This is a genomic window from Geodermatophilus sp. SYSU D00779 (assembly GCF_054050595.1).
Map to the genome: position 1 here is coordinate 64,987 of NZ_JBJGZQ010000005.1, position 19,155 is coordinate 84,141.

Consider the following 19,155-nt stretch of genomic DNA (forward strand, 5'->3'; position numbering starts at 1 on the left):
TCGGCTGCGCCGGGTCAGCAGCCCCCGCCGTCGCCGCCGCCACCACCGCAGTCACCGCCGAGGCCACCGCCGACCCAGCCCACGGAGCCGCCGTGGGCGTACACCCCGGAGTGGCTGCGGCGGACCTCGCGCACGCTGGGGCCCGGGGTCGTCGGCACGTAGGGCCGGGGCGGGGCGAAGACGGCTGCGCGCCGCTCGGTGTCGGCCCACGCCCGGGGACCGTCGAGCGCCACCGCGAGCGCCTCGGCGCGGCCGACGACCGCCGGGGCGGACCGCAGCCGGCGCAGCTCCCGCCGGCCCGCGCGGGTCAGCCCGAGCGCCGTCCAGGCCCGCTCGGCGGTGGCGTGCACGCCACCGCGCCGGGACACCAGCCCGGCCTGCTGCAGCCCGCCGGCGAGCGCGGCCAGCCGGGCGTCGGTGCGCACCCGCCAGGCGATCCCGTCGATCGACCGGCGAGCGCGCGGACCCGCGGCGTCGAGCACGGCGGCCTCGACGGGGTGCCGGCGGCGGGGGTCGACCACGTGCAGCTCCGCGGTGGCGGGGGTGACCCCCAGGCGGCCGTCCTCGACGAGGGCCACCACCGCGGCCTCGACGGCCCGGCGCGGGCCACCGGCCAGGTAGGCGACCTCGTACAGGTCGGAGCCGAGGAGGGGGACGTGCGTTCCGGTCATGTCCGTCGTCCTTCGCGTCGAGGATCGAGAGGGGCTGCGGCCGCACGCCGACGGTCGCACGTCCCACCCGCCGTCCGCGAGCGTGCTTGCACGATTGCACGGGGTGGCTATCGTCCGGCCGTGGTGGACCGGGACACCCCGTCGGTGCGGGGGCGGCGGCTGGCGCGCGAGCTGCGCCAGCTGCGCACGGACACGCAGCTGCACGCCAAGGACGTCGCCGCGCGCCTCGGGTGGTCGCCGTCGAAGGTGTCGCGGATCGAGACGGCGCGGATCGGCATCGCCGCCGACGACCTCGACCGGCTGCTCGAGCTGTACCGGGTCCCCGACGCGAGGGCCGACCTGCTGCGCCGGCTGGCACCGTCGGCCCGGCCGCGCGGCTGGTGGGACGCCTACGCCGACACCCTGTCCCCCGGGTACGCCAACCTCATCCGGCTGGAGGCGGGGTCCCGGGCGCTGCGCTGCTTCGGCGCGCTGGTGCCGCACGCGCTGCTGCAGACCCCGGACTACGTGCGCCAGGTGGTGCTCTCCACCTGGGAGCGGCCCGCACCCCCCGAGGTCGAACGCCGGGTGCAGGTCTGCCGGCGGCGGCAGGAGGTCCTCGACGCGGCCGACCCGATGCAGCTGTGGGCGGTGCTCGACGAGTCGGTGCTCCACCGCACCGCGGGCGCGCCCGGGGCGCCCGACGGTGCGGCGGTGCTGCGCGGTCAGCTGGAGTGGCTCGCCGAGGTGGCCGGCCGGCCGAACGTCACCCTGCAGGTGCTGCCGTTCGACGCCGGGCTGCCGCCGGTGACCGCGGGCTCGTTCTCCGCCCTCGAGTCGCGCGCCACCGGGACGCCGGACGTCGTCTACTTGGAGAACAAGACGCGGATCGCGTTCGTCGACGGGGAGGCCGAGGTGCACCGGTACGGCCGCGCGTTCGAGCTGCTCACCGAGATGGCGCTGGACCCCGACGCGTCGGTCCGGCTGGTCCGGCGACTGGCCGCCGGCCGGTAGCCGGACCAGCCGGGTCCGCGGAGGGTGGGGCCCGGGACGGGGTCCTCGCTCAGGCGGCGCCGAGGGCGTCGGCCACCCGGTGGTGCGCCACCGCCTCGCCCGGCCGGCTCTGCCGCTCCAGCGTGCGGGCCAGCGCCCGGCGCGCCCAGCCGTTGGCCGGGGCCATCCCCACCAGCCGGGTCAGCGCGTCCTCCGCCCTCGTCAGCTGGGCGGAGCCGAAGTAGGCGCGGGCCAGGAGCTCGAGGGCGGCCTCGTTGGCCGGCTCGGCCTCGACGAGCGGCTCGAGCAGGCGCGCCGCCTCGATCGGCTGCCCCATCGCGAGGAAGAGGTCCGCGCGGAGGAACTCCGAGTGCAGGTCGCGCTGGGTCATGCCGGGACAACCCACCGCCCCCGCCGCGGCTTCCCACGGAAAGACGTCGAAACCCGCATCGTTGTAGTGCATCCAACGAGCGGGAGAGGGAGAAGAATGGGCACCGTCCCACTCCCCCGGGGAGATCTCATGGCACTACGACCGCACCTCTCGCACCGCACGGCCGACACCAGCGAGGAGCGCCCAGGCCCCGGCGCCCGCGTGTACGCCGTCCAACGCACCGGCGCCGTCCTGGTGGCGCTCGTGCTCCTGGTCTTCGGCCTCCTCGGCTTCGCCGGCGGCCTGGACTACTTCTCCACCGAGGGCGAGCGCATCCTCGGCCTGTCCTCCAACGGCCTGCTGTCGACCATCTCGGTGGTCATGGCGGTCGTCCTGCTGATCGCCGCTGCGCGCAGCCCGCGGATCACCTCGACGATCATGATCGTCGCCGGCTCCTTGTTCCTGCTCTCCGCCCTGGTCAACCTGGCGGTGCTGCGGACCTCCTTCAACATCCTGGCGTTCGAGTTCGAGAACGTCGTGTTCTCCGTCGTCGTCGGCCTGCTCCTGCTCACGCTCGGCGCCTACGGCCGGATCAGCGGCCACCTGCCGGAGGACAGCCCGTACGCCCACCCGCACGCGCTGGCGGAGGAGGAGGACGACGACCTGCCGTCGACGCCGGAGGAGGTCGCCGCGGAGCAGGCGATGCGCGAGGCCGAGCGCGCCGTCGCCCTGCACGCCGGCACCGACGACCAGCGGCGCCGGGTGGCGGCCATGGCGCAGGTGCACAGCCGCGGCGACCGCCGCCGGGTGTGGATGTCCTTCGACCAGACACGCCGGCTCGGCTGACCGGGCCGCCGCCGGCCACCGGGCGGGACGGCGGGACGTACCCTCGCCACCGCCATGACCGCCCGCACCCCCACCGCCGCCCGCCTCCGGGCCGACGCGTGCCCCGGTGCGCTGCAGACCCACGCCGCCGCCGACGGTGCGCTGGCCCGGGTGCGGGTCCCCGGCGGGCTGCTGACCGGCGGCCAGCTGCGGGCGCTCGCGGCTGCCGCGCGCGACCTCGGCGACGGGGCACTGGAGCTCACCAGCCGGGGCAACGTGCAGGTGCGCGGCCTGGCCGACGGCGCGGAGGCCGAGCTCGGCGACCGGCTCGCCGCCGTCGGCCTGCTGCCCAGCGCGTCGCACGAGCGGGTGCGCAACGTGCTGGCCAGCGCACTGACCGGCCGGGCCGGCGGGCACGTCGACGTCCGGCCGTGGGTGCGTGCGCTGGACGCCGGGATCTGTGCCGACCCCGCGCTCGCCGCGCTGCCGGGCCGGTACCTCGCCACGCTCGACGACGGCCGCGGCGACGTGGCCGGCCTCGGTGGGGACGTCGGCCTGCTCGCCCTCTCCCCCGCCGAGGTCGCCCTGACCCTCGCCGGCACCGACTCCGGGTGGCGCGCCCACCCGGACGAGGCGGTCGCGCTCGCCCTCGCCGCCACCCGCGCGTTCCTCGACGAGCGCGCCGCCCAGGGCGGCACCGCCTGGCGACTGGCGGAACTGGACGACGGCGCGATCCGCGTCGGGGCCCGCCTGACCGGCCGCCGGGGCGGAACGGTGGACGTCCCTCCGGCACCGGCGCTGGGGCCGGTCGGTGCAGTGGCGCAGCACGACGGACGGACCGCCCTCGCCGCCGTCGTCCCGCTCGGCCGGCTCTCCGCGGAGCAGGCCGACCTGCTGGCCCGCCTCGCCGACGAGGTGCAGCTGACGCCGTGGCGCAGCGTCGTCGTCCCCGGCCTGGCCGAGGACGCCGTCGACGACGCGGCCGTCGCCCTGCACCGGACCGGCATGGTGTTCGACGCGGACGACGCCTGGACCAGGGTGACCGCCTGCGCGGGCCGGCCGGGGTGCGCGAAGTCGCTGGCCGACGTCCGCGCCGACGCCGCCCGGGCCGTGGCAACCGGCACACTGCCGGCGGGCGGTGCCCGCCAGCACTGGGCCGGGTGCGAGCGCCGCTGTGGCCGTCCCCGCGGCGAGGTCGTCGACGTGGTGGCGACCGGGACCGGATACCGAGTCGGGTGGAGCTGATGTACGAGTACGAGTACGAGAAGGACGGCGCGGAGATCTACCGGCGCTCGTTCGCCACGATCCGCGCCGAGACCGACCTGGCCGGCCTGCCCGAGGACGTCGCCCGCGTCGCGGTGCGGATGGTGCACGCCTGCGGGCAGGTGGACCTGGTCGAGGACCTCGCCTTCTCCCCCGACGTCGTCGTCCGGGCCCGCGAGGCGCTGGACGCCGGCGCCCCGGTGCTGTGCGACGCGGAGATGGTCGCCTCGGGCGTCACCCGGCGGCGGCTGCCGAAGGACAACGACGTCGTCTGCACGCTCAACGACCCGCGTACCCCGGGTCTGGCCGCCGACCTCGGCACCACCCGCACTGCCGCGGCGCTCGAGCTGTGGCGCGACCGGCTGGACGGCGCGGTGGTCGCCATCGGCAACGCGCCGACCGCGCTGTTCCACCTGCTGGAGATGGTCGCCGCCGGGGCGCCGCGCCCGGCCGCCGTCCTCGGCATCCCGGTCGGCTTCATCGGGGCGGCGGAGTCCAAGGACGCCCTGGCCGCCTCCGACCTCGAGCACCTGGTGGTCCGCGGGCGGCGCGGCGGCAGCGCCATCACGGCGGCTGCCGTCAACGCGATCGCGAGCGACGTCGAATGAGCGGACGGGGACGTGAGCATCGCAGCGAGGAACGAGCGAGGAGCGGAGCGTCCCGCGGGAGCGGGGGGCATCGAGTGAGCGGCCCCCGCACCGGACGCCTGTACGGGGTCGGCCTCGGCCCCGGCGACCCCGAGCTGGTGACCGTCAAGGCCGCCCGGCTCATCGCCGCCGCCGACGTCGTCGCCTTCCACGCCGCCCAGCACGGCCGCTCGGTCGCCCGCGCGGTGGCCGCGCCCTACCTGCGGGAGGGTCAGGTCGAGGAGCTGCTGGTCTACCCGGTGACCACCGAGACGACCGACCACCCCGGCGGCTACCAGGGCGCGATCGACGAGTTCTACGAGGCGGCCGCGGCTCGGCTGGCCGCGCACCTGGACGCCGGCCGCGACGTCGTCGTCCTCGCCGAGGGCGACCCGTTCTTCTACGGCTCCTACATGCACATGCACAAGCGGCTGGCCCACCGGTACCCGACCGAGGTGGTGCCCGGCGTGACCAGCGTCAGCGGCGCCGCCGCGGCGGTCGGCCGGCCGCTGGTCGAGCGCGACGAGGTGCTCACCGTGCTGCCCGGCACGCTGCCCGCCGAGGAGCTCACCGAGTGGCTGGCCACCACGGACGCCGCTGCCGTGATGAAGCTGGGCCGCACGTTCGGCAACGTGCGCGAGGCGTTCGACGCCGCCGGGGTGCTCGACCGCGCCCTCTACGTCGAGCGGGCCAGCACCGACCGGCAGCGCACGATGCCGCTGGCTGACGTCGACCCGGCGACCGTCCCCTACTTCTCCCTCGCCCTGCTGCCCAGCCCGCTGACCGACCCGCCCCCCGGACCCGGGCGGTCCGAGGACGCCGCGCCCCGCACCGGCGAGGTCGTCGTCGTGGGCCTCGGCCCGGGCGCCCGCTGCTGGACCACCCCGGAGGCCGCCGAGGCGCTGGCCACCGCCGACGACCTGGTCGGCTACGGCCCCTACCTGGACCGGGTGCCGGCCAACCCGCGGCAGACCCGCCACCCCAGCGACAACCGGGTCGAGGCCGAGCGCGCCGCGCACGCCCTCGACCTGGCGCGGTCGGGACGGCGGGTCGCGGTCGTCTCCAGCGGCGACCCCGGCGTCTTCGCGATGGCCGCCGCGGTGCTCGAGGTCGCCGAGCGGCCCGGGTACGCCGACGTCCCGGTGCGGGTGCTGCCCGGCCTCACCGCCGCGCAGGCCGTCGCCGCCCGGGTCGGCGCGCCGCTGGGCCACGACTTCTGCGTGGTCAGCCTCTCCGACGTCCGCAAGCCCTGGGACGTCGTCGTCGAGCGGCTGCGGCACGCCTCGGCCGCCGACCTGGTGCTCGCGCTCTACAACCCGCGGTCGAAGGCCCGCCCGCACCAGCTCGCCGAGGCCCAGCAGGTGCTGCTGGAGGGCCGCAAGCCCGGCACGGTGGTCGTCGTCGGCAGGGACGTCGGTGGCCCCGAGGAGAGCATCCGGGTCACCACCCTCGGCGAGCTGGACCCGCAGACCGTCGACATGCGCTGCTGCGTGATCGTCGGCTCGTCGCAGACCCGGGTCAGCGCCACCGGCGCGGTCTACAGCCCCCGCACGCACCCGGACGCACGCCCCTCCTGAGCGAGGACCCCGTCCTCCCCACCCTCCGCAGGCTCAGGGCGGGGCCGCACTCCCCCTCCCCGGAGTCGTGACACTCAGTGCCACGCCTGGCACGATGGCCCGCGACGTGGCGCACGTCACCGTGGGCGGGACGGCGCTGATGACCGGCCGACCGCGGGAGGGGCTCCCATGGCGAGCACCAAGGACTGGTTCGAGACCGTCGAGGAGGCCCAGCACCGCGCGAGGAAGCGGCTGCCGCGGTCGGTCTACCTGGCGCTGGTGGCCGGGACCGAGAAGGGGCTGACGGCGAACGACAACGTCGCCGCCTTCGACGAGATCACCTGGCGCCCGCACGTCGCCGACCTGCCCGCCAAGCGGGACACGGCGACCACGGTGATGGGCCAGGAGGTCAGCATGCCGGTGCTGGTCTCCCCCACCGGCGTGCAGGCGGTGCACCCCGACGGCGAGGTGGCGGTGGCCCGCGCGGCCGCGGCCCAGGACGTCGCGATGGGCCTGTCCTCCTTCGCCAGCAAGTCGGTCGAGGAGGTCGGCGCGGCCCAGCAGAAGCTGTTCTTCCAGATGTACTGGGTCGGCTCGCGCGAGACGATCCTCGCCCGCGCGGAGCGGGCGCGGGCCGCGGGCGCCAAGGGCCTGATGATGACGCTGGACTGGTCGTTCGCCTCCCGCCGCGACTGGGGCAGCCCGCCCATCCCCGAGAAGATCGACGTCAGGAACGCGCTGAAGTTCGCCCCCGAGGTGGTGCGCAAGCCGCGCTGGCTGGCGACCTACCTGCGGTCGGGCTCCATCCCCGAGCTCACGGTCCCGAACCTGGCGCTCGGCGGTGAGGAGCCGCCGAACTTCTTCGGCGCCTACGGCCAGTGGATGGGCACCCCGCTGCCCACCTGGGAGGACGTCGCCTGGCTGCGCGAGCAGTGGGGCGGGCCGTTCATGCTCAAGGGGATCACCCGCCCCGACGACGCCCGCCGCGCGGTCGACGCCGGCGTCAGCGCCATCTCCGTCTCCACCCACGGCGGCAACAACCTCGACAGCACGCCGGGGGCGATCCGCTCGCTGCCCGGGGTGGTCGACGCGGTCGGCGACCAGGTCGAGGTGCTCATGGACGGCGGGGTGCGCCGCGGCGCCGACGTCGTCAAGGCGATGGCCCTGGGCGCCAGGGCGGTGATGATCGGCCGCGCCTACCTGTGGGGCATGGCCGCGAACGGCGAGCGCGGCGTCCAGAACGTCCTCGCGATCATCCGGCAGGGCATCGACGAGGCGCTGCTGGGGCTGGGCAGGGCCTCGGTGCACGACCTGACCCGCGAGGACGTCGTCCTGCCGCCGGGCTTCACCCGCGACTGAGCGGCCCGCGCGCCCACCGTCGGGAATGCGGACGCGGCGGGCGGCCTTGCGCTGTTGCGTGCCCGCCCGCCGCGCGTCCCGCGCCGTCTCGTTCTGGACGGCGGCCGCGCTGCTCGTCCTGGTCCTCGCCGCGTCCGGCGTCCCGTCGCCGCTCTACCGCGTCTACCAGGAGCGCTTCGGTTTCTCCGCCGGTGTGCTGACGACGGTCTTCGGCATCTACGCCCTCGCGCTGCTCGCCACGCTGCTGGTGGTCGGCGCGCTGTCGGACCACGTGGGACGGCGGCCGGTCATCGTGGCCGGGATGCTGCTGCAGGTCGTCGCCATGGCGCTGTTCTGGGCCGCCGACTCGGTGGGCTGGCTGCTGGCCGCGCGGGTGGTGCAGGGCCTGTCGGTCGGCAGCCTGACCGGCGCCCTGGGCGCGACCCTGCTGGACCACCAGCGCAGCGACCGTCCCCTCGGCGCCCTGGTCAACAGCGCCTCCCCCGGGTTCGCCCTCGCCCTCGGCGCCGTCAGCGCCGGGCTGGCGGTCGACCTCGTCCCCGCCCCCACCGACTGGGTCTTCGGCACGCTGACCGTGCTGTTCGCCGTCGCCGCAGGGGTGGCCCTCGTGCTGCCGGAGTCCTCGCCGCGGATCCCGGGCGCACTGGCCTCGCTGTGGCCGCGGGTGCACGTGCCCGCCGCCCAGCGGGCGGCGTTCCTGGTCGCGGCGCCGTGCCTGGTGGCGATGTGGGCGCTGGGCGGCCTCTACCTCTCGCTGGGACCGTCCGTGGTCGCCGGCGTGTTCGGCCTCGAGGACCACCTCGTCGGCAGCCTGGTCATCGTGGCCATGCAGGGCATGGGCGCCGTCGGCGGCATCACCATGCGGAACGCGGCCCCGCACACCGCGATGACCGCCGGCTGCCTGGTGTTCGCCGCGGGCGTCGGCGGCACGATCGTCTCGCTGGCCGCCGGCAGCGGCGCGCTGTTCTTCGCCGCCGCAGCGGTGTCCGGGTTCGGCTTCGGTGCGGCCTTCCTCGGCGCGGTGGCCACGGTGACCGCCGGCGTCGTGCCCGGCGAGCGCGGCGGGCTGCTCTCCAGCGTCTTCGTCGTCGGCTACCTGGCCTTCAGCATCCCGGCCGTCGCCGCGGGGCTGGCCTCGGGCGCGGTGGGGCTGGGGCCGACCACCGCGGTGTACGGGGTGGCCGTGATCGGCCTGGCCCTGGCCGCGGTGGCCGGGCTGCTGCGGCACCGGCGCGCGGCCGAGCGCCGTCCCGAACCGGTCGTCGCCGGAACCTGAAGCGGTGCCAGGTCAGCGCAGGACGGCGTCCAGGAACCCGTGCACCCGCTGCTCGAGCTCCGCGGTGCGCTCGGCGGCGACCTCCTCGGGGTCGCGCTCCCGCAACCACGGCGGGATCTCCTCACGCGCGCGGACGGCACACGCCAGGTCCGCGCAGACGTAGGTGCCCACCGTGTTGCCGTTGCGGCCGGCCTCGCCCGCCCGGCGCGCGGTGAACAGCGAGACGTCGCTGCCCGACTGCGCCGTCTGGCACAGCAGGCACATCGCCGGCGTCGCCGAGGACATCCGGGTGTCGGCCGCGCGGACGGCGACGCCGACCGGCCCGCCGTCCCGCTCGACCACCAGGTAGCCGCGCAGCGGTGCCTTCGGGTCGCGCCAGCCGAGGACGACGAGCTCCTCCCACGGCGTCTCCGCGAAGGTGCGCGGCAGCGTCATGGCCTCGGCCTCGCCGCGCGAGCAGTTCACGAAGGACCGCCGCACCTGCTTCTCCGTCAGCGCGCGCACCGTGCTGTTCCTCCTCGTCGTCGTCGGACCGCCGGCGGAGATCCTGCACGGCACCGTACGGAACGTCAGCCGATTTCCCGGAGAGCCGCCCGGACCTCCGCGGGTGTCGCCACCACCACCGCGGCGCCCGCGGCCGCCGGCTCGCTGGTCGCGACGGCGAGGGTGGCGCCGGCGTCGGTCAGGTCGGCGAGCAGCTCGGGGACGCCGGGGTACGCGGTCGCGTCGAGCAGCGCGCCCGCGGTGTGGTGCGCGCGGTAGGCGGCGACGGCCCGCCGGACGTCGTCGGCCGGGACGCCGAGGACGAGGGCGGACCCGTCCTGCAGCGGTGGGCCGACCATCCCGCGCGCTGCTCCGCCGTCGGCTCGGGCAGCCCCAGCGCGGCGGCCGCGGCCCGCACCGAGGACCGGGTGCCGGGCGTTGAGTTCACGAGCGTGCCGTCGAGGTCGACCAGGGCCAGGCGGCAGGCGAGCCCCTGGTGCGGATCGCGGTCAGCTGCTTCGATCTTCAAGCACCCCTGCCGTCGTCCGACCCCGGAGGCCCGCATGACCCGGACCCGCGACACCACCGTGGCAGCCCCCGTCTCGACGCTCCGGCCGGTGCAGGCAGCCGCGGTGCTGTCGGTGCTGGTGCTGTTCTGGCAGTTCCTCTCGGCCGGCCGGATGCTCGTCGGCGAGGACGCCGTCGGCGGTCACGGCACCGGGGCCATCGCCCTGCACGTGACCACCGGGCTGCTGCTGGTCGCCACGGTGCTGCACGGGCGGCGCACGCGGGTGTGGTGGCCGGCCGCGCTGGCCGCGGCGGTCTTCGTGCTGACCTTCGTCCAGGCGGCGCTGGGCAGCTCGGGCTCGATCACGACGCACGTGCCGCTGGCCCTGGTGGTCACCGGAGGCGTGGTGTGGCTGGCGGCCTGGTCGTTCCGCGCACCCTGAGCACCCAGGCCGCGGCCTCCTCGACGGTCGCGGCCACCGGCACGCCCTCGGGCAGCGGCGGCCGGCGGACCAGCACCACGGGGACGCCGAGCTCCCGGGCCGCGGTGAGCTTGGCCGCGGTCATCGGCCCGCCGCTGTCCTTGGTGACGAGGACGTCGACGCCGTGCGCGGTCATCAGCGCCCGCTCGTCCTCGACGGTGAACGGGCCGCGGGCGAGGACCACCGTGGTCCGGGCCGGCAGCGGCGGCTCCGGCGGGTCCACCGAGCGGACGACGCAGTGCCCGCTCAGCCCGGCGAAGGCGGCGAGGCCCTGACGGCCGGTGGTCAGCAGCACCACGCGGGCGCCGGCCACCGCCGTCGCCGCGTCGGCCAGGGAGTCCACGAAAGCCCAGTCGTCACCGGGCTGCGCCGTCCAGCCGGGGCGCTGCAGCCGCAGCAGCGGGGTGCCGGTCGCCGCGGCCGCGGCCGCCGCGTGCGCGGTCATGGTGGCGGCGAACGGGTGGGTGGCGTCGACCAGAGCGGCCACGCCGTCGAGCGCCGCCGCCAGGCCCGCCGTCCCGCCGAAGCCGCCGACCCGCACCTCGCCGGGCGGCAGCACCGGGTCGGCGACGCGGCCGGCCAGCGAGCTGAGCACGTCGACGCCCTCGGCCACGAGCCGCTCCGCGAGCCGCCGGGCCTCCGACGTCCCGCCCAGGACCAGCACCCGGCCGGTCACGCAGCCGCCCCGTGCATGCTGGTCAGGTGACCGAGGCGGGGCGCGAGGGCAGCACGGGGCTGCGCTACGGCTGGACGACGGGCGCCTGCGCGACCGCGGCCACCACCGCCGCCTACACCGCGCTGCTGACCGGTGGGTTCCCCGACCCGGTGCAGATCGACCTGCCCCACGACAAGCACCCGTCGTTCGCGCTGGCCACCGAACGGCTCGAGGACGACGCCGCGACCGCGGGCGTGGTCAAGGACGCCGGCGACGACCCCGACGTCACCCACGGTGCGCTGGTCTCGGCGCGGGTCAGCCACGGCGAGCCGGGTAGCGGGGTCGTCTTCCGGGCCGGCGAGGGCGTCGGGACGGTGACCAAACCCGGGCTGCCGCTCCCGGTGGGCGAGCCGGCGATCAACCCGATGCCCCGGCAGTTCATCCGCGCGCACGTGGCCGCGGTCGCCGCGCGGCACGGCGGCACCGGCGACGTCGTCGTCGAGGTGTCGGTGGAGAACGGGGCGGAGCTGGCCCGCAGGACCTGGAACCCGCGGCTGGGCATCCTCGGCGGGCTGTCGATCCTGGGGACGACGGGTGTCGTCGTCCCCTACTCGTGCTCGTCGTGGATCGACTCGATCCGCCGCGGCATCGACGTCGCGCGGGCTGCGGGTCACCAGCACGTCGCCGGGTGCACCGGCTCGACCAGCGAGCGGGTGGTCACCGAGCTGTACGGGCTGCCGGAGGACGCGCTGCTCGACATGGGCGACTTCGCCGGCGCGGTGCTGAAGTACCTGCGCCGCCACCCGGTGCCCCGGCTGACGGTCGCCGGCGGGATCGGCAAGCTGGCCAAGCTCGCCGACGGCCACCTCGACCTGCACTCGGGCCGCTCGCAGGTCTCGACGGAGTCGCTGGCCGCGATGGTGCGCGGCGCAGGCGGGGCGCCCGACCTGGTCGAGGGGGTGCGCGGCGCGAACACCGCGCTCGACGCGCTGCAGCGGTGCCGGGCGGCCGGGCTGCCGCTGGGCGACCTGGTGGCCGCCGGCGCCCGCAGGACGGCGCTCGGCGTGCTCCGCGGGGCGCCGGTCGAGGTCGACGTGGTGGTGATCGACCGGGCCGGCACCGTGGTCGGGCGGGCCTAACCCCGGCATCGCGTGGTCGAGTACAGGTGGCTGTCGGGGAACTCCGCCGCCGCGAGCACCGGGCCCACGACCACCACCGCCGTCCGCCGCACGCCCGCCGCCTCGACCTGCCCGGCGATGTCGGCCAGCGTGCCGCGCAGCACCAGCTCGTCGTCCCGGCTGGCGCGGGCGACCACGGCGACCGGGCCGTCGTCCCCGTAGTGCTCGGCCAGCTCGGGGGCGAGCTCGGCGATCCGCTGGACGGCGAGGTGCAGCACCAGCGTCGCACCGGTGGCCGCGTAGGCGGCGAGCTCCTCGCCGGGCGGCATCGGGGTGGAGCGGGCGCTGGTCCGGGTGAGGACGACGGTCTGCCCCACCCCCGGCACGGTCAGCTCCCGCTTGAGCGACGCGGCCGCCGCGGCGAACGCCGGGACGCCGGGCACGACCTCGTAGGGCACCCCGGCGGCGTCGAGCCGGCGCATCTGCTCGGCCACGGCGCTGTAGATCGACGGGTCGCCGGAGTGCAGCCGGGCCACGTCGAGGCCGGCCCCGTGGGCGGCCACCAGCTCGGCGGTGATCTGGTCGAGGTCGAGGTCGGCGGTGTCGACCAGCCGGGCGCCGGCCGGGGCGGTGTCCAGCAGCTCGCGCGGCACCAGCGCACCGGCGTACAGGCAGACCGGCGCCGACGCGATCAGCCGCGCCGCCCGCAGCGTGACCAGGTCCGCCGCCCCGGGCCCGGCGCCGATGAAGTACACGGTCACGATGACACCGTCGTCCTCCCGGACGACACCGCGGCCAGGTGCCGTCCCCCCGTTGCGCTGAGCGCGTCCGGCCCCTCGTCGGTAGAAGGACCCCCTGCCCCCCAGCGCTCGCGAGCTCGCAGCGGGTCCCTGCAGGGGGCCTGGGCCCCGCTCCTCGCGGCCACGAACACCGTCACCTCACCACGCTCCAGATCGTCACGGGCATGGCGGGCCTCCAGCCGGTGTAGCCGCCGACCGGTGCCGCGTACGCGACCGAGAGCCGGGTCAGCTCGCCGCCGACCCGCGACCGCCACGCGGCGAGCACCGCCTCGCCCTCGACGGTCACCGCGTTGGCCACCAGCCGGCCGCCCGGGCGCAGCGCGGCCCAGCAGGTCTCCAGCAGCCCCTCGCTGGTGAGCCCGCCGCCGACGAAGACCGCGTCCGGCTCGGGCAGCCCGTCGAGCGCGGCCGGCGCGCGGCCCTCGACCACCTGCAGCCCGGGGACGCCGAGCCGCGCGGCGTTCTCCGCGACCCGCCGGGCGCGAGCGACGTCGGACTCCACCGCGACCGCCCGGCAGGAGGGGTGCACGCGCATCCACTCGATGCCGATGGAGCCGGCACCGGCGCCGACGTCCCACAGCAGCCGGCCGGGCAGCGGCGCGAGCCGGGCGAGGGTGACCGCGCGGACGTCGCGCTTGGTCAGCTGGCCGTCGTGCGCGTACGCGTCGTCGGGGAGGCCCGGCACGGGCGCCAGCGGCACGGTGCCGGGGTCGGCGACCACCTCGACGGCGGTGACGACGAGCGGGTCGGTCTCCGGGTACGGCCACTGCGCAGCGGTGCCGGCGTACCGCCGCTCGGCCGGCCCGCCCAGCTGCGCCAGCGCGACCACCCGGCTGGCGCCGTAGCCGTGCCCGGTCAGCAGCCGGGCGACCTCCGCTGGGGTGCCGCCGTCCGAGCCGAGGACCAGCAGCCGCCGGCCGGGGGTGGCGTGCGGCACGAGCAGCTCGACCGGCCGGCCGACCACGGTCACGACCTGCGTCTCCTCGACCGCCCAGCCCAGCCGGGCGCAGGCCAGCGTGACCGACGAGGGGTGCGGCAGCACGTCGACCGCGCCCGCGCCGTGCAACCGGACCAACGAGGCGCCGACGCCGGAGAGCATCGGGTCGCCGCTGGCCAGCACCACGACCCGCCGGCCCGGGCGCTCGTCGAGCAGCCCGGCCAGGGCCGGGGCCATCGGGGAGGGCCAGGGCACCCGCTCGGCGGGGACGTCGTCCGGCACGAGGGCCAGCTGGCGGGCGCTGCCGCGCAGCACGTCGGCGTCCTCGACCGCCCGGCGGGCCCGCGGCGAGAGGCCGTCCCAGCCGTCGGCACCGATGCCGACGACGACCACCTCCGTCACGCCGGCAGTCCCCCCGTCGGCCCCGATGCCTCCGCCAGCAGCCGCTCCCGCAGGTCCTCCGGCAACCGGTCGACGTAGACCACCCCGTCCAGGTGGTCGACCTCGTGCTGCAGGCAGCGGGCGGCCATCCCGGTCGCCTCGATCGACACCGGCGCGCCGTCGGCGTCGACGCCGTCCACCCGGGCACGGAAGGCGCGCTGCAGCTCGGCGTAGGGGCCGGGCACCGACAGGCAGCCCTCCTCGGTGACCTCCTCGGCCTGCTCCCCCTCGTGCGGCTCCAGGACGGTCAGCTCCGGGTTCACCACGTAGCCGACGACGTCCTCGCCGTCGGCGTCCGGGCAGTCGATGACGAAGACGCGCGCGTCGACGCCGATCTGGTTGGCCGCCAGGCCCACGCCGTCGGCGGCCTCCATCGAGGCGAACATGTCGAGGACCAGCCGGCGGAGGTCCTTGCCGAACTCGGTCACCGGCGCGCACGGTCGGTGCAGGACCGGGTTGCTGCCGTAGGTGACGATCGGCCGGGCGACGCCGCTGTAACGGCCGGGCAGGCGCATGACCGTCGATCCTAGGGACGGCGCCGCTTGGCACGATGTGCCGCGTGCTGCTCCCGCGCGACCTGCCCACCGCCGCGGGGCTGGCCCTCGGTGCCGCCGCCGACCTGCTGCTGGCCGATCCGCGCCGGTGGCACCCGGTGGCCGGGTTCGGCCGGGCCGCCGCGGCCCTGGAGCGCCCGCTCTGGCGGGACTCCCGCGCCGCCGGGGCGGCGTACGCCGGGCTGCTGACCGGCGCGGCGACCGGTCTGGGCGTCCTCCTCGACCGGGCCACCCGCGGCCGGCCCGCCGTCCGCACGCTGGTCACCGCGGCCGCCACCTGGGCGGTGCTGGGCGGCACCTCCCTGGGCCGGGCCGGGACCGCGATGGCGCGCACGCTCGACGCCGGGGACCTGCCCGCCGCCCGTGCCCTGCTGCCCACCCTGGCCGGCCGGGACCCCGCCGCGCTCGACGTCCCGGAGCTCGCTCGCGCCTCGGTGGAGTCGGTCGCCGAGAACACCTCCGACGCCGCCGTCGCCCCGCTGGTGTGGGGCGCGCTCGCCGGGCTGCCCGGCCTGCTGGGGTACCGCGCGGTCAACACCCTCGACGCGATGGTGGGGCACCGCTCGCCGCGGTACGCCCGCTTCGGCTGGGCGGCCGCGCGCACCGACGACGTCGCCAACTGGCCCCCCGCCCGGCTGACCGCCGCGCTCACCGTGGCGACCGCGCCGCTGGCCGGCGGCTCGTCGCGCGGCGCGTGGACGGTGTGGCGGCGCGACGGCGCGGCCCACCCCTCTCCCAACGCCGGCCGGTGCGAGGCGGCGCTGGCCGGTGCCCTGGGCCTGCGGCTGGGCGGCCGCAACGTCTACGGCAGCCGGGTGGAGGACCGTCCGGCGCTCGGCGACGGCCGGACGCCCACGGCCGCCGACGTCCCGCGCGCCGTGCGGCTCTCCCGCGCGGTGTGGACGACGGCCGCCGCGCTCGCCGCCGCGGGCCGGGCGCTGCCCCGCCGCTGACGGAGCGACAGGAGACGACTGCGCTCTGCGACCTCCACGGCACGGCGCACGGGGACACGCGGGGCCGCGCAGGGGACCGGCGAAGACGGACGGGCGTGTCGCTCTCCGAGGTCGTACGGTCCGGTGACACGGAGCGGCCGGCGACCACATGTCACCGGCGTACCGCGGAGGTCGAACCCACGGCCGGCGGCGCCCCGGCCGGGCCTGGACCCGGTGGCACTCCCGTGGAGTCGAGATGACAGCGACCCCTTCCCCCATCCTGGCCCTCAGCACCGCGTCCCCCGCCCGTCCGGCAGCGCAGCCGGCACGCACCGTCTCCGCCGCACGGCGGCTGGCCGGCCGGTACCGCTACGACCGGCGCGCCGGCACGTGGACCTGGTCCCCGGAGATGGCCGCGCTGCTCAACCTGGCCCGCAACGCCGCGCACCCGTGCACCGAGCTGCTGGTCCACTCGCTGCACCCCGGCGACCGGCCCCGGGCCCTCGACGCCATCGCCGCCGCCTGCACCACCGGCACGCCCTTCGCCCTGCGGGTGCGGCTGGGCAGCCGGGGCGGGGTGGAGCGCCCCGCCCTCCTCGTCGGCGAACCGGTCGTCGACCCGGCCGGGGCGGTGGACGCGCTCGAGGGGGTGCTCGTCGAGGTCCCCCCGGAGCCGCGCCCGCCGGCGTCCCGGTCGGGAGCGGCCGGGACCGCGGACGACCGGGTGCAGGCCCTGGAGACCGAGGTCGCCCAGCTGCGCACCGCGATGAGCAGCCGGGCGGCGATCGAGCAGGCCAAGGGCATCCTCATGCTGCTCACCAGCTGCGGCGAGCAGGTGGCCTTCGACCTGCTCGCCCACATCTCGAGCAACTCCCACCGCAAGGTGCGCGACGTCGCGGTGGCCATCGTCGAGTCCGCCGCCGGACACGCCGGGCTGCCCGAGGACATCCAGGTCCTCATCCGGGACGTCTGCCCGCCCCGGCCGCACCACTAGGGCGCCCCGTGCGCCCCCGGGAGGCCACCGTCCCGGGGGCGCACGGGATGATGCCGCTGACGCCGGTGCTCGCCGGCGGTCCCCGAGCCGAGAGGGATACGCGGCGTGCTCTACCTGGTCGTCCGGTTCCTGCTGCGCCCGTTGTTCCACGTCGTGCTGCGCATGCACGTGACGGGGCGGGAGAACGTGCCGGCCACCGGCCCGGTGATCCTGGCCAGCAACCACCTGTCCTTCATCGACAGCATGGTGATCCCCCTGTCGGCGCCGCGCCGCGTGCACTACCTGGCCAAGGCGGAGTACTTCACCGGCACGGGCGTCGGCGGGTGGCTGACCCGCACGCTGTTCACCGCGCTCGGCGCCATGCCGGTGCAGCGGCAGGAGTCGCGGGCCGCGCAGGAGGCGCTGGACACCGCGCTGGGCGTGCTGCGCCGCGGTGAGGGCTTCGGCATCTACCCGGAGGGCACCCGCTCGCGCGACGGCCGGCTGGCCCGCGGCAAGACCGGCGTCGCCTGGCTGGCGCTGACCGCCGACTGCCCCGTCGTCCCCGTGGCCGTGCGCGGCACGGACCGGGTGCAGCCGGTCGACTCCCGCTGGCCGCGGCCGCACAAGGTGTCGGTCACCTTCGGCGAGCCGCTGACGTTCCCCGAGCAGCGCGGGATGGCCCGCAACGGCCGGGCCCGCCGCGTGGTGACCGACCGGATCATGGAGGCCATCGCCGAGCTGTCCGGCCAGGAGAAGGCCGACTGGGGGCAGCCGCAGGCATGAGCGGCACCGTTCCCCGGCGCCCGGCCTCCGGCGGCGCCCTGCTCGTCGCCGGGACGACGTCCGACGCCGGCAAGTCGGTGGTGACCGCCGGCATCTGCCGCTGGCTGGTGCGCCAGGGGGTGTCGGTCGCCCCGTTCAAGGCGCAGAACATGAGCAACAACTCGATGGTCACCCCCGACGGCGCGGAGATCGGCCGGGCTCAGGTGATGCAGGCCGCCGCGGCCCGCGTCGAGCCCGAGGCGGCGATGAACCCGGTGCTGCTCAAGCCCGGGGGCGAGGACTCCAGCCAGGTCGTCGTCCTCGGCCGGGCCGTGGCCGACGTGACCGCGCTGTCCTACCGGCCGATGAAGGCCGCACTGCTGGAGCAGGTGCTGGCCAGCCTCGAGGACCTGCGCGCCCGGTTCGACGTCGTCGTCTGCGAGGGCGCCGGCTCCCCCACCGAGATCAACCTGCGCGCCGACGACATCGCCAACATGGGCCTGGCCACCGCCGCCGGGCTGCCCGTGGTCGTCGTCGGCGACATCGACCGGGGCGGCGTCTTCCCGGCGCTCTACGGCACGGTCGCGCTCATGCCGCCGGCCGACCAGCGGCTGGTCGCCGGCTTCCTGGTGAACAAGTTCCGCGGCGACGTCCGCCTGCTCGCGCCCGGGCTGGACCGGCTCACCGCGCTCACCGGCCGCCCGACCCTCGGCGTGCTGCCCTGGCTGGCCGGCGCAGCGGTCGACGTGGAGGACTCCCTCGGCGTCCCGACCGGCGTCTCCTCCGCCGGCCCGCCGCACGGCGAGGAGGTGCTGCGGGTCGCCGTCGCCCGGCTGCCGCGGCTGTCCAACTTCACCGACCTCGACGCGCTGGCCGCCGAGCCGGGGGTGCTGGTCCGCTACGCGACCACCCCCGAGGAGCTGGCCGACGCCGACCTGGTCGTGCTGCCCGGCACCCGCGCCACCGTCGCCGACCTGGGCTGGCTGCGCGCCACCGGCCTGGCCGACGCCGTCGTCCGGCACGCCGCCTCCGGCCGGCCGGTGCTCGGCGTCTGCGGCGGCCACCAGATGCTGGCCCGGACGATCACCGACGACGTCGAGTCCCGGGCCGGCACGGTGCCCGGGCTCGGGCTCCTGCCGGCCGACGTCCGCTTCGCGCCGGAGAAGACCCTCGGCCGGCCGGTGGGGACGGCGCTGGGACAGCCGGTGCGCGGCTACGAGATCCACCACGGGGTGGTCACCGTGGACTGGGTCTCCTCCGACCTGCCTGCCGAGCCCTTCCTCGACGGCGCCCGGGCCGGGTCGGTCTTCGGCACCACCTGGCACGGGGCCCTGGAGGGCGACGGCTTCCGGCGCGCGTTCCTCGCCGAGGTCGCGCGGGTGGCCGGACGGCGGTTCGTGGCCGCGCCGGACACCGAGTTCGCGGCCGTCCGCGAGCGGCGGCTGGACGCCCTGGGCGACCTGGTCGCCGAGCACGCCGACACCGACGCGCTCTGGCGGCTGCTCGAGGACGGCGTCCCCGACGGCCTGCCGGTGCTCCCGCCCGGGGACGCGCTCGGCCCGAGGTGAGGCCGGCCGACAGGGTGCCGGA

The 19,155-nt window shown here is 76.9% G+C and carries 21 protein-coding genes; 13 read left to right on the top strand and 8 right to left on the bottom strand.

Going from position 1 to position 19,155, the window contains the following annotated elements; translation table 11 throughout:
- Window positions 1-14: 14 nt before the first annotated feature.
- Window positions 15-875 (bottom strand): TIGR04222 domain-containing membrane protein, encoded by an 861-nt coding sequence (locus tag ACI79G_RS05120; protein WP_456880067.1) that lies wholly within the window; start codon window positions 873-875, stop codon window positions 15-17.
- On the opposite strand from ACI79G_RS05120, the gene ACI79G_RS05125 reads away from it, so the two are divergent.
- Window positions 792-1,664, top strand: a complete 873-nt coding sequence (locus ACI79G_RS05125) for a helix-turn-helix domain-containing protein (RefSeq protein WP_456880068.1) — start codon at window positions 792-794, stop codon at window positions 1,662-1,664. The two genes, ACI79G_RS05120 and ACI79G_RS05125, sit on opposite strands and share 84 nt — an antisense overlap.
- A 49-nt stretch (window positions 1,665-1,713) precedes the next feature.
- Here ACI79G_RS05125 and ACI79G_RS05130 read toward each other — a convergent pair whose 3' ends face one another.
- The gene (locus ACI79G_RS05130; RefSeq protein WP_456880069.1) at window positions 1,714-2,034 is read right to left on the bottom strand and encodes a tetratricopeptide repeat protein; all 321 of its coding nucleotides are present in this window, start codon (window positions 2,032-2,034) and stop codon (window positions 1,714-1,716) included.
- Window positions 2,035-2,163: 129 nt separating this feature from the next.
- On the opposite strand from ACI79G_RS05130, the gene ACI79G_RS05135 reads away from it, so the two are divergent.
- The 6 genes from ACI79G_RS05135 (at window position 2,164) to ACI79G_RS05160 (ending at window position 8,918) form a co-directional block, all read left to right on the top strand.
- Window positions 2,164-2,859: a DUF4383 domain-containing protein gene (locus ACI79G_RS05135; protein ID WP_456880070.1), complete on the top strand. Its 696-nt coding sequence runs from the start codon at window positions 2,164-2,166 to the stop codon at window positions 2,857-2,859.
- A 54-nt stretch (window positions 2,860-2,913) separates the two neighbouring features.
- Window positions 2,914-4,083, top strand: coding sequence for a precorrin-3B synthase (cobG, locus tag ACI79G_RS05140; protein ID WP_456880071.1), 1,170 nt, complete (start codon window positions 2,914-2,916; stop codon window positions 4,081-4,083).
- Window positions 4,083-4,709 (top strand): precorrin-8X methylmutase, encoded by a 627-nt coding sequence (locus ACI79G_RS05145; RefSeq protein WP_456880072.1) that lies wholly within the window; start codon window positions 4,083-4,085, stop codon window positions 4,707-4,709. The genes cobG and ACI79G_RS05145 overlap by 1 nt, the downstream gene beginning before the upstream one ends.
- Window positions 4,710-4,783: 74 nt before the next feature.
- Window positions 4,784-6,304 (top strand): precorrin-2 C(20)-methyltransferase, encoded by a 1,521-nt coding sequence (locus tag ACI79G_RS05150; protein WP_456880073.1) that lies wholly within the window; start codon window positions 4,784-4,786, stop codon window positions 6,302-6,304.
- A 168-nt stretch (window positions 6,305-6,472) separates the two neighbouring features.
- Window positions 6,473-7,642, top strand: a complete 1,170-nt coding sequence (mftD, locus tag ACI79G_RS05155; protein WP_456880074.1) for a pre-mycofactocin synthase MftD — start codon at window positions 6,473-6,475, stop codon at window positions 7,640-7,642.
- A 58-nt stretch (window positions 7,643-7,700) separates the two neighbouring features.
- Entirely contained in the window at window positions 7,701-8,918 is a 1,218-nt protein-coding gene (locus tag ACI79G_RS05160; RefSeq protein ID WP_456880075.1) for an MFS transporter, read from the top strand.
- A 12-nt stretch (window positions 8,919-8,930) separates the two neighbouring features.
- On the opposite strand, the gene ACI79G_RS05165 is transcribed toward ACI79G_RS05160, so the two are convergent.
- Complete coding sequence (locus tag ACI79G_RS05165; protein WP_456880076.1) at window positions 8,931-9,422, bottom strand: FBP domain-containing protein; 492 nt, start codon at window positions 9,420-9,422, stop codon at window positions 8,931-8,933.
- A 65-nt stretch (window positions 9,423-9,487) separates the two neighbouring features.
- Window positions 9,488-9,760 (bottom strand): hypothetical protein, encoded by a 273-nt coding sequence (locus ACI79G_RS05170; RefSeq protein ID WP_456880077.1) that lies wholly within the window; start codon window positions 9,758-9,760, stop codon window positions 9,488-9,490.
- A 204-nt stretch (window positions 9,761-9,964) separates the two neighbouring features.
- Here ACI79G_RS05170 and ACI79G_RS05175 point away from each other — a divergent pair, with 204 nt between their 5' ends.
- A complete protein-coding gene (locus ACI79G_RS05175) occupies window positions 9,965-10,351 on the top strand; it encodes a hypothetical protein (protein WP_456880078.1) in 387 nt (128 codons plus the stop codon).
- On the opposite strand, the gene ACI79G_RS05180 is transcribed toward ACI79G_RS05175, so the two are convergent.
- Entirely contained in the window at window positions 10,302-11,066 is a 765-nt protein-coding gene (locus ACI79G_RS05180; RefSeq protein WP_456880079.1) for a cobalt-precorrin-6A reductase, read from the bottom strand. The genes ACI79G_RS05175 and ACI79G_RS05180 overlap by 50 nt on opposite strands.
- A 26-nt stretch (window positions 11,067-11,092) precedes the next feature.
- On the opposite strand from ACI79G_RS05180, the gene ACI79G_RS05185 reads away from it, so the two are divergent.
- Complete coding sequence (locus ACI79G_RS05185) at window positions 11,093-12,184, top strand: cobalt-precorrin-5B (C(1))-methyltransferase (protein ID WP_456880080.1); 1,092 nt, start codon at window positions 11,093-11,095, stop codon at window positions 12,182-12,184.
- On the opposite strand, the gene cobM is transcribed toward ACI79G_RS05185, so the two are convergent.
- The 3 genes from cobM to def all read right to left on the bottom strand — a co-directional run bounded on the left by cobM (window position 12,181) and on the right by def (window position 14,856).
- On the bottom strand, window positions 12,181-12,924 hold the full coding sequence (gene cobM, locus ACI79G_RS05190) for a precorrin-4 C(11)-methyltransferase (RefSeq protein WP_456880081.1): 744 nt from the start codon (window positions 12,922-12,924) through the stop codon (window positions 12,181-12,183). The genes ACI79G_RS05185 and cobM overlap by 4 nt on opposite strands.
- A gap of 172 nt (window positions 12,925-13,096) precedes the next feature.
- Window positions 13,097-14,302 (bottom strand): precorrin-6y C5,15-methyltransferase (decarboxylating) subunit CbiE, encoded by a 1,206-nt coding sequence (gene cbiE, locus ACI79G_RS05195; protein WP_456880082.1) that lies wholly within the window; start codon window positions 14,300-14,302, stop codon window positions 13,097-13,099.
- Window positions 14,299-14,856 carry a peptide deformylase gene (gene def, locus ACI79G_RS05200; protein WP_456880083.1) on the bottom strand — a complete coding sequence of 186 codons (558 nt, stop codon included), beginning with the start codon at window positions 14,854-14,856 and terminating at the stop codon, window positions 14,299-14,301. Before def ends, cbiE begins: the two co-directional genes overlap by 4 nt.
- A 35-nt stretch (window positions 14,857-14,891) precedes the next feature.
- On the opposite strand from def, the gene ACI79G_RS05205 reads away from it, so the two are divergent.
- The 4 genes from ACI79G_RS05205 (at window position 14,892) to ACI79G_RS05220 (ending at window position 19,133) form a co-directional block, all read left to right on the top strand.
- Entirely contained in the window at window positions 14,892-15,848 is a 957-nt protein-coding gene (locus ACI79G_RS05205; protein WP_456880084.1) for a cobalamin biosynthesis protein, read from the top strand.
- A 235-nt stretch (window positions 15,849-16,083) separates the two neighbouring features.
- The gene (locus ACI79G_RS05210) at window positions 16,084-16,821 is read left to right on the top strand and encodes an ANTAR domain-containing protein (protein ID WP_456880085.1); all 738 of its coding nucleotides are present in this window, start codon (window positions 16,084-16,086) and stop codon (window positions 16,819-16,821) included.
- Window positions 16,822-16,926: 105 nt separating this feature from the next.
- On the top strand, window positions 16,927-17,586 hold the full coding sequence (locus ACI79G_RS05215; protein ID WP_456880086.1) for a lysophospholipid acyltransferase family protein: 660 nt from the start codon (window positions 16,927-16,929) through the stop codon (window positions 17,584-17,586).
- Window positions 17,583-19,133: a cobyric acid synthase gene (locus tag ACI79G_RS05220; protein WP_456880087.1), complete on the top strand. Its 1,551-nt coding sequence runs from the start codon at window positions 17,583-17,585 to the stop codon at window positions 19,131-19,133. The genes ACI79G_RS05215 and ACI79G_RS05220 overlap by 4 nt, the downstream gene beginning before the upstream one ends.
- Window positions 19,134-19,155 lie beyond the last annotated feature (22 nt).

Coding starts and splice junctions, on each gene's coding strand:
- ACI79G_RS05130 (WP_456880069.1), bottom strand. CDS start 2,034: ATGACCCAGCGCGACCTGCACTCGGAGTTCCTCCGCGCGGACCTCTTC.
- ACI79G_RS05135 (WP_456880070.1), top strand. CDS start 2,164: ATGGCACTACGACCGCACCTCTCGCACCGCACGGCCGACACCAGCGAG.
- cobG (WP_456880071.1), top strand. CDS start 2,914: ATGACCGCCCGCACCCCCACCGCCGCCCGCCTCCGGGCCGACGCGTGC.
- ACI79G_RS05145 (WP_456880072.1), top strand. CDS start 4,083: ATGTACGAGTACGAGTACGAGAAGGACGGCGCGGAGATCTACCGGCGC.
- mftD (WP_456880074.1), top strand. CDS start 6,473: ATGGCGAGCACCAAGGACTGGTTCGAGACCGTCGAGGAGGCCCAGCAC.
- ACI79G_RS05170 (WP_456880077.1), bottom strand. CDS start 9,760: ATGGTCGGCCCACCGCTGCAGGACGGGTCCGCCCTCGTCCTCGGCGTC.
- ACI79G_RS05175 (WP_456880078.1), top strand. CDS start 9,965: ATGACCCGGACCCGCGACACCACCGTGGCAGCCCCCGTCTCGACGCTC.
- def (WP_456880083.1), bottom strand. CDS start 14,856: ATGCGCCTGCCCGGCCGTTACAGCGGCGTCGCCCGGCCGATCGTCACC.
- ACI79G_RS05205 (WP_456880084.1), top strand. CDS start 14,892: ATGTGCCGCGTGCTGCTCCCGCGCGACCTGCCCACCGCCGCGGGGCTG.
- ACI79G_RS05210 (WP_456880085.1), top strand. CDS start 16,084: ATGACAGCGACCCCTTCCCCCATCCTGGCCCTCAGCACCGCGTCCCCC.
- ACI79G_RS05220 (WP_456880087.1), top strand. CDS start 17,583: ATGAGCGGCACCGTTCCCCGGCGCCCGGCCTCCGGCGGCGCCCTGCTC.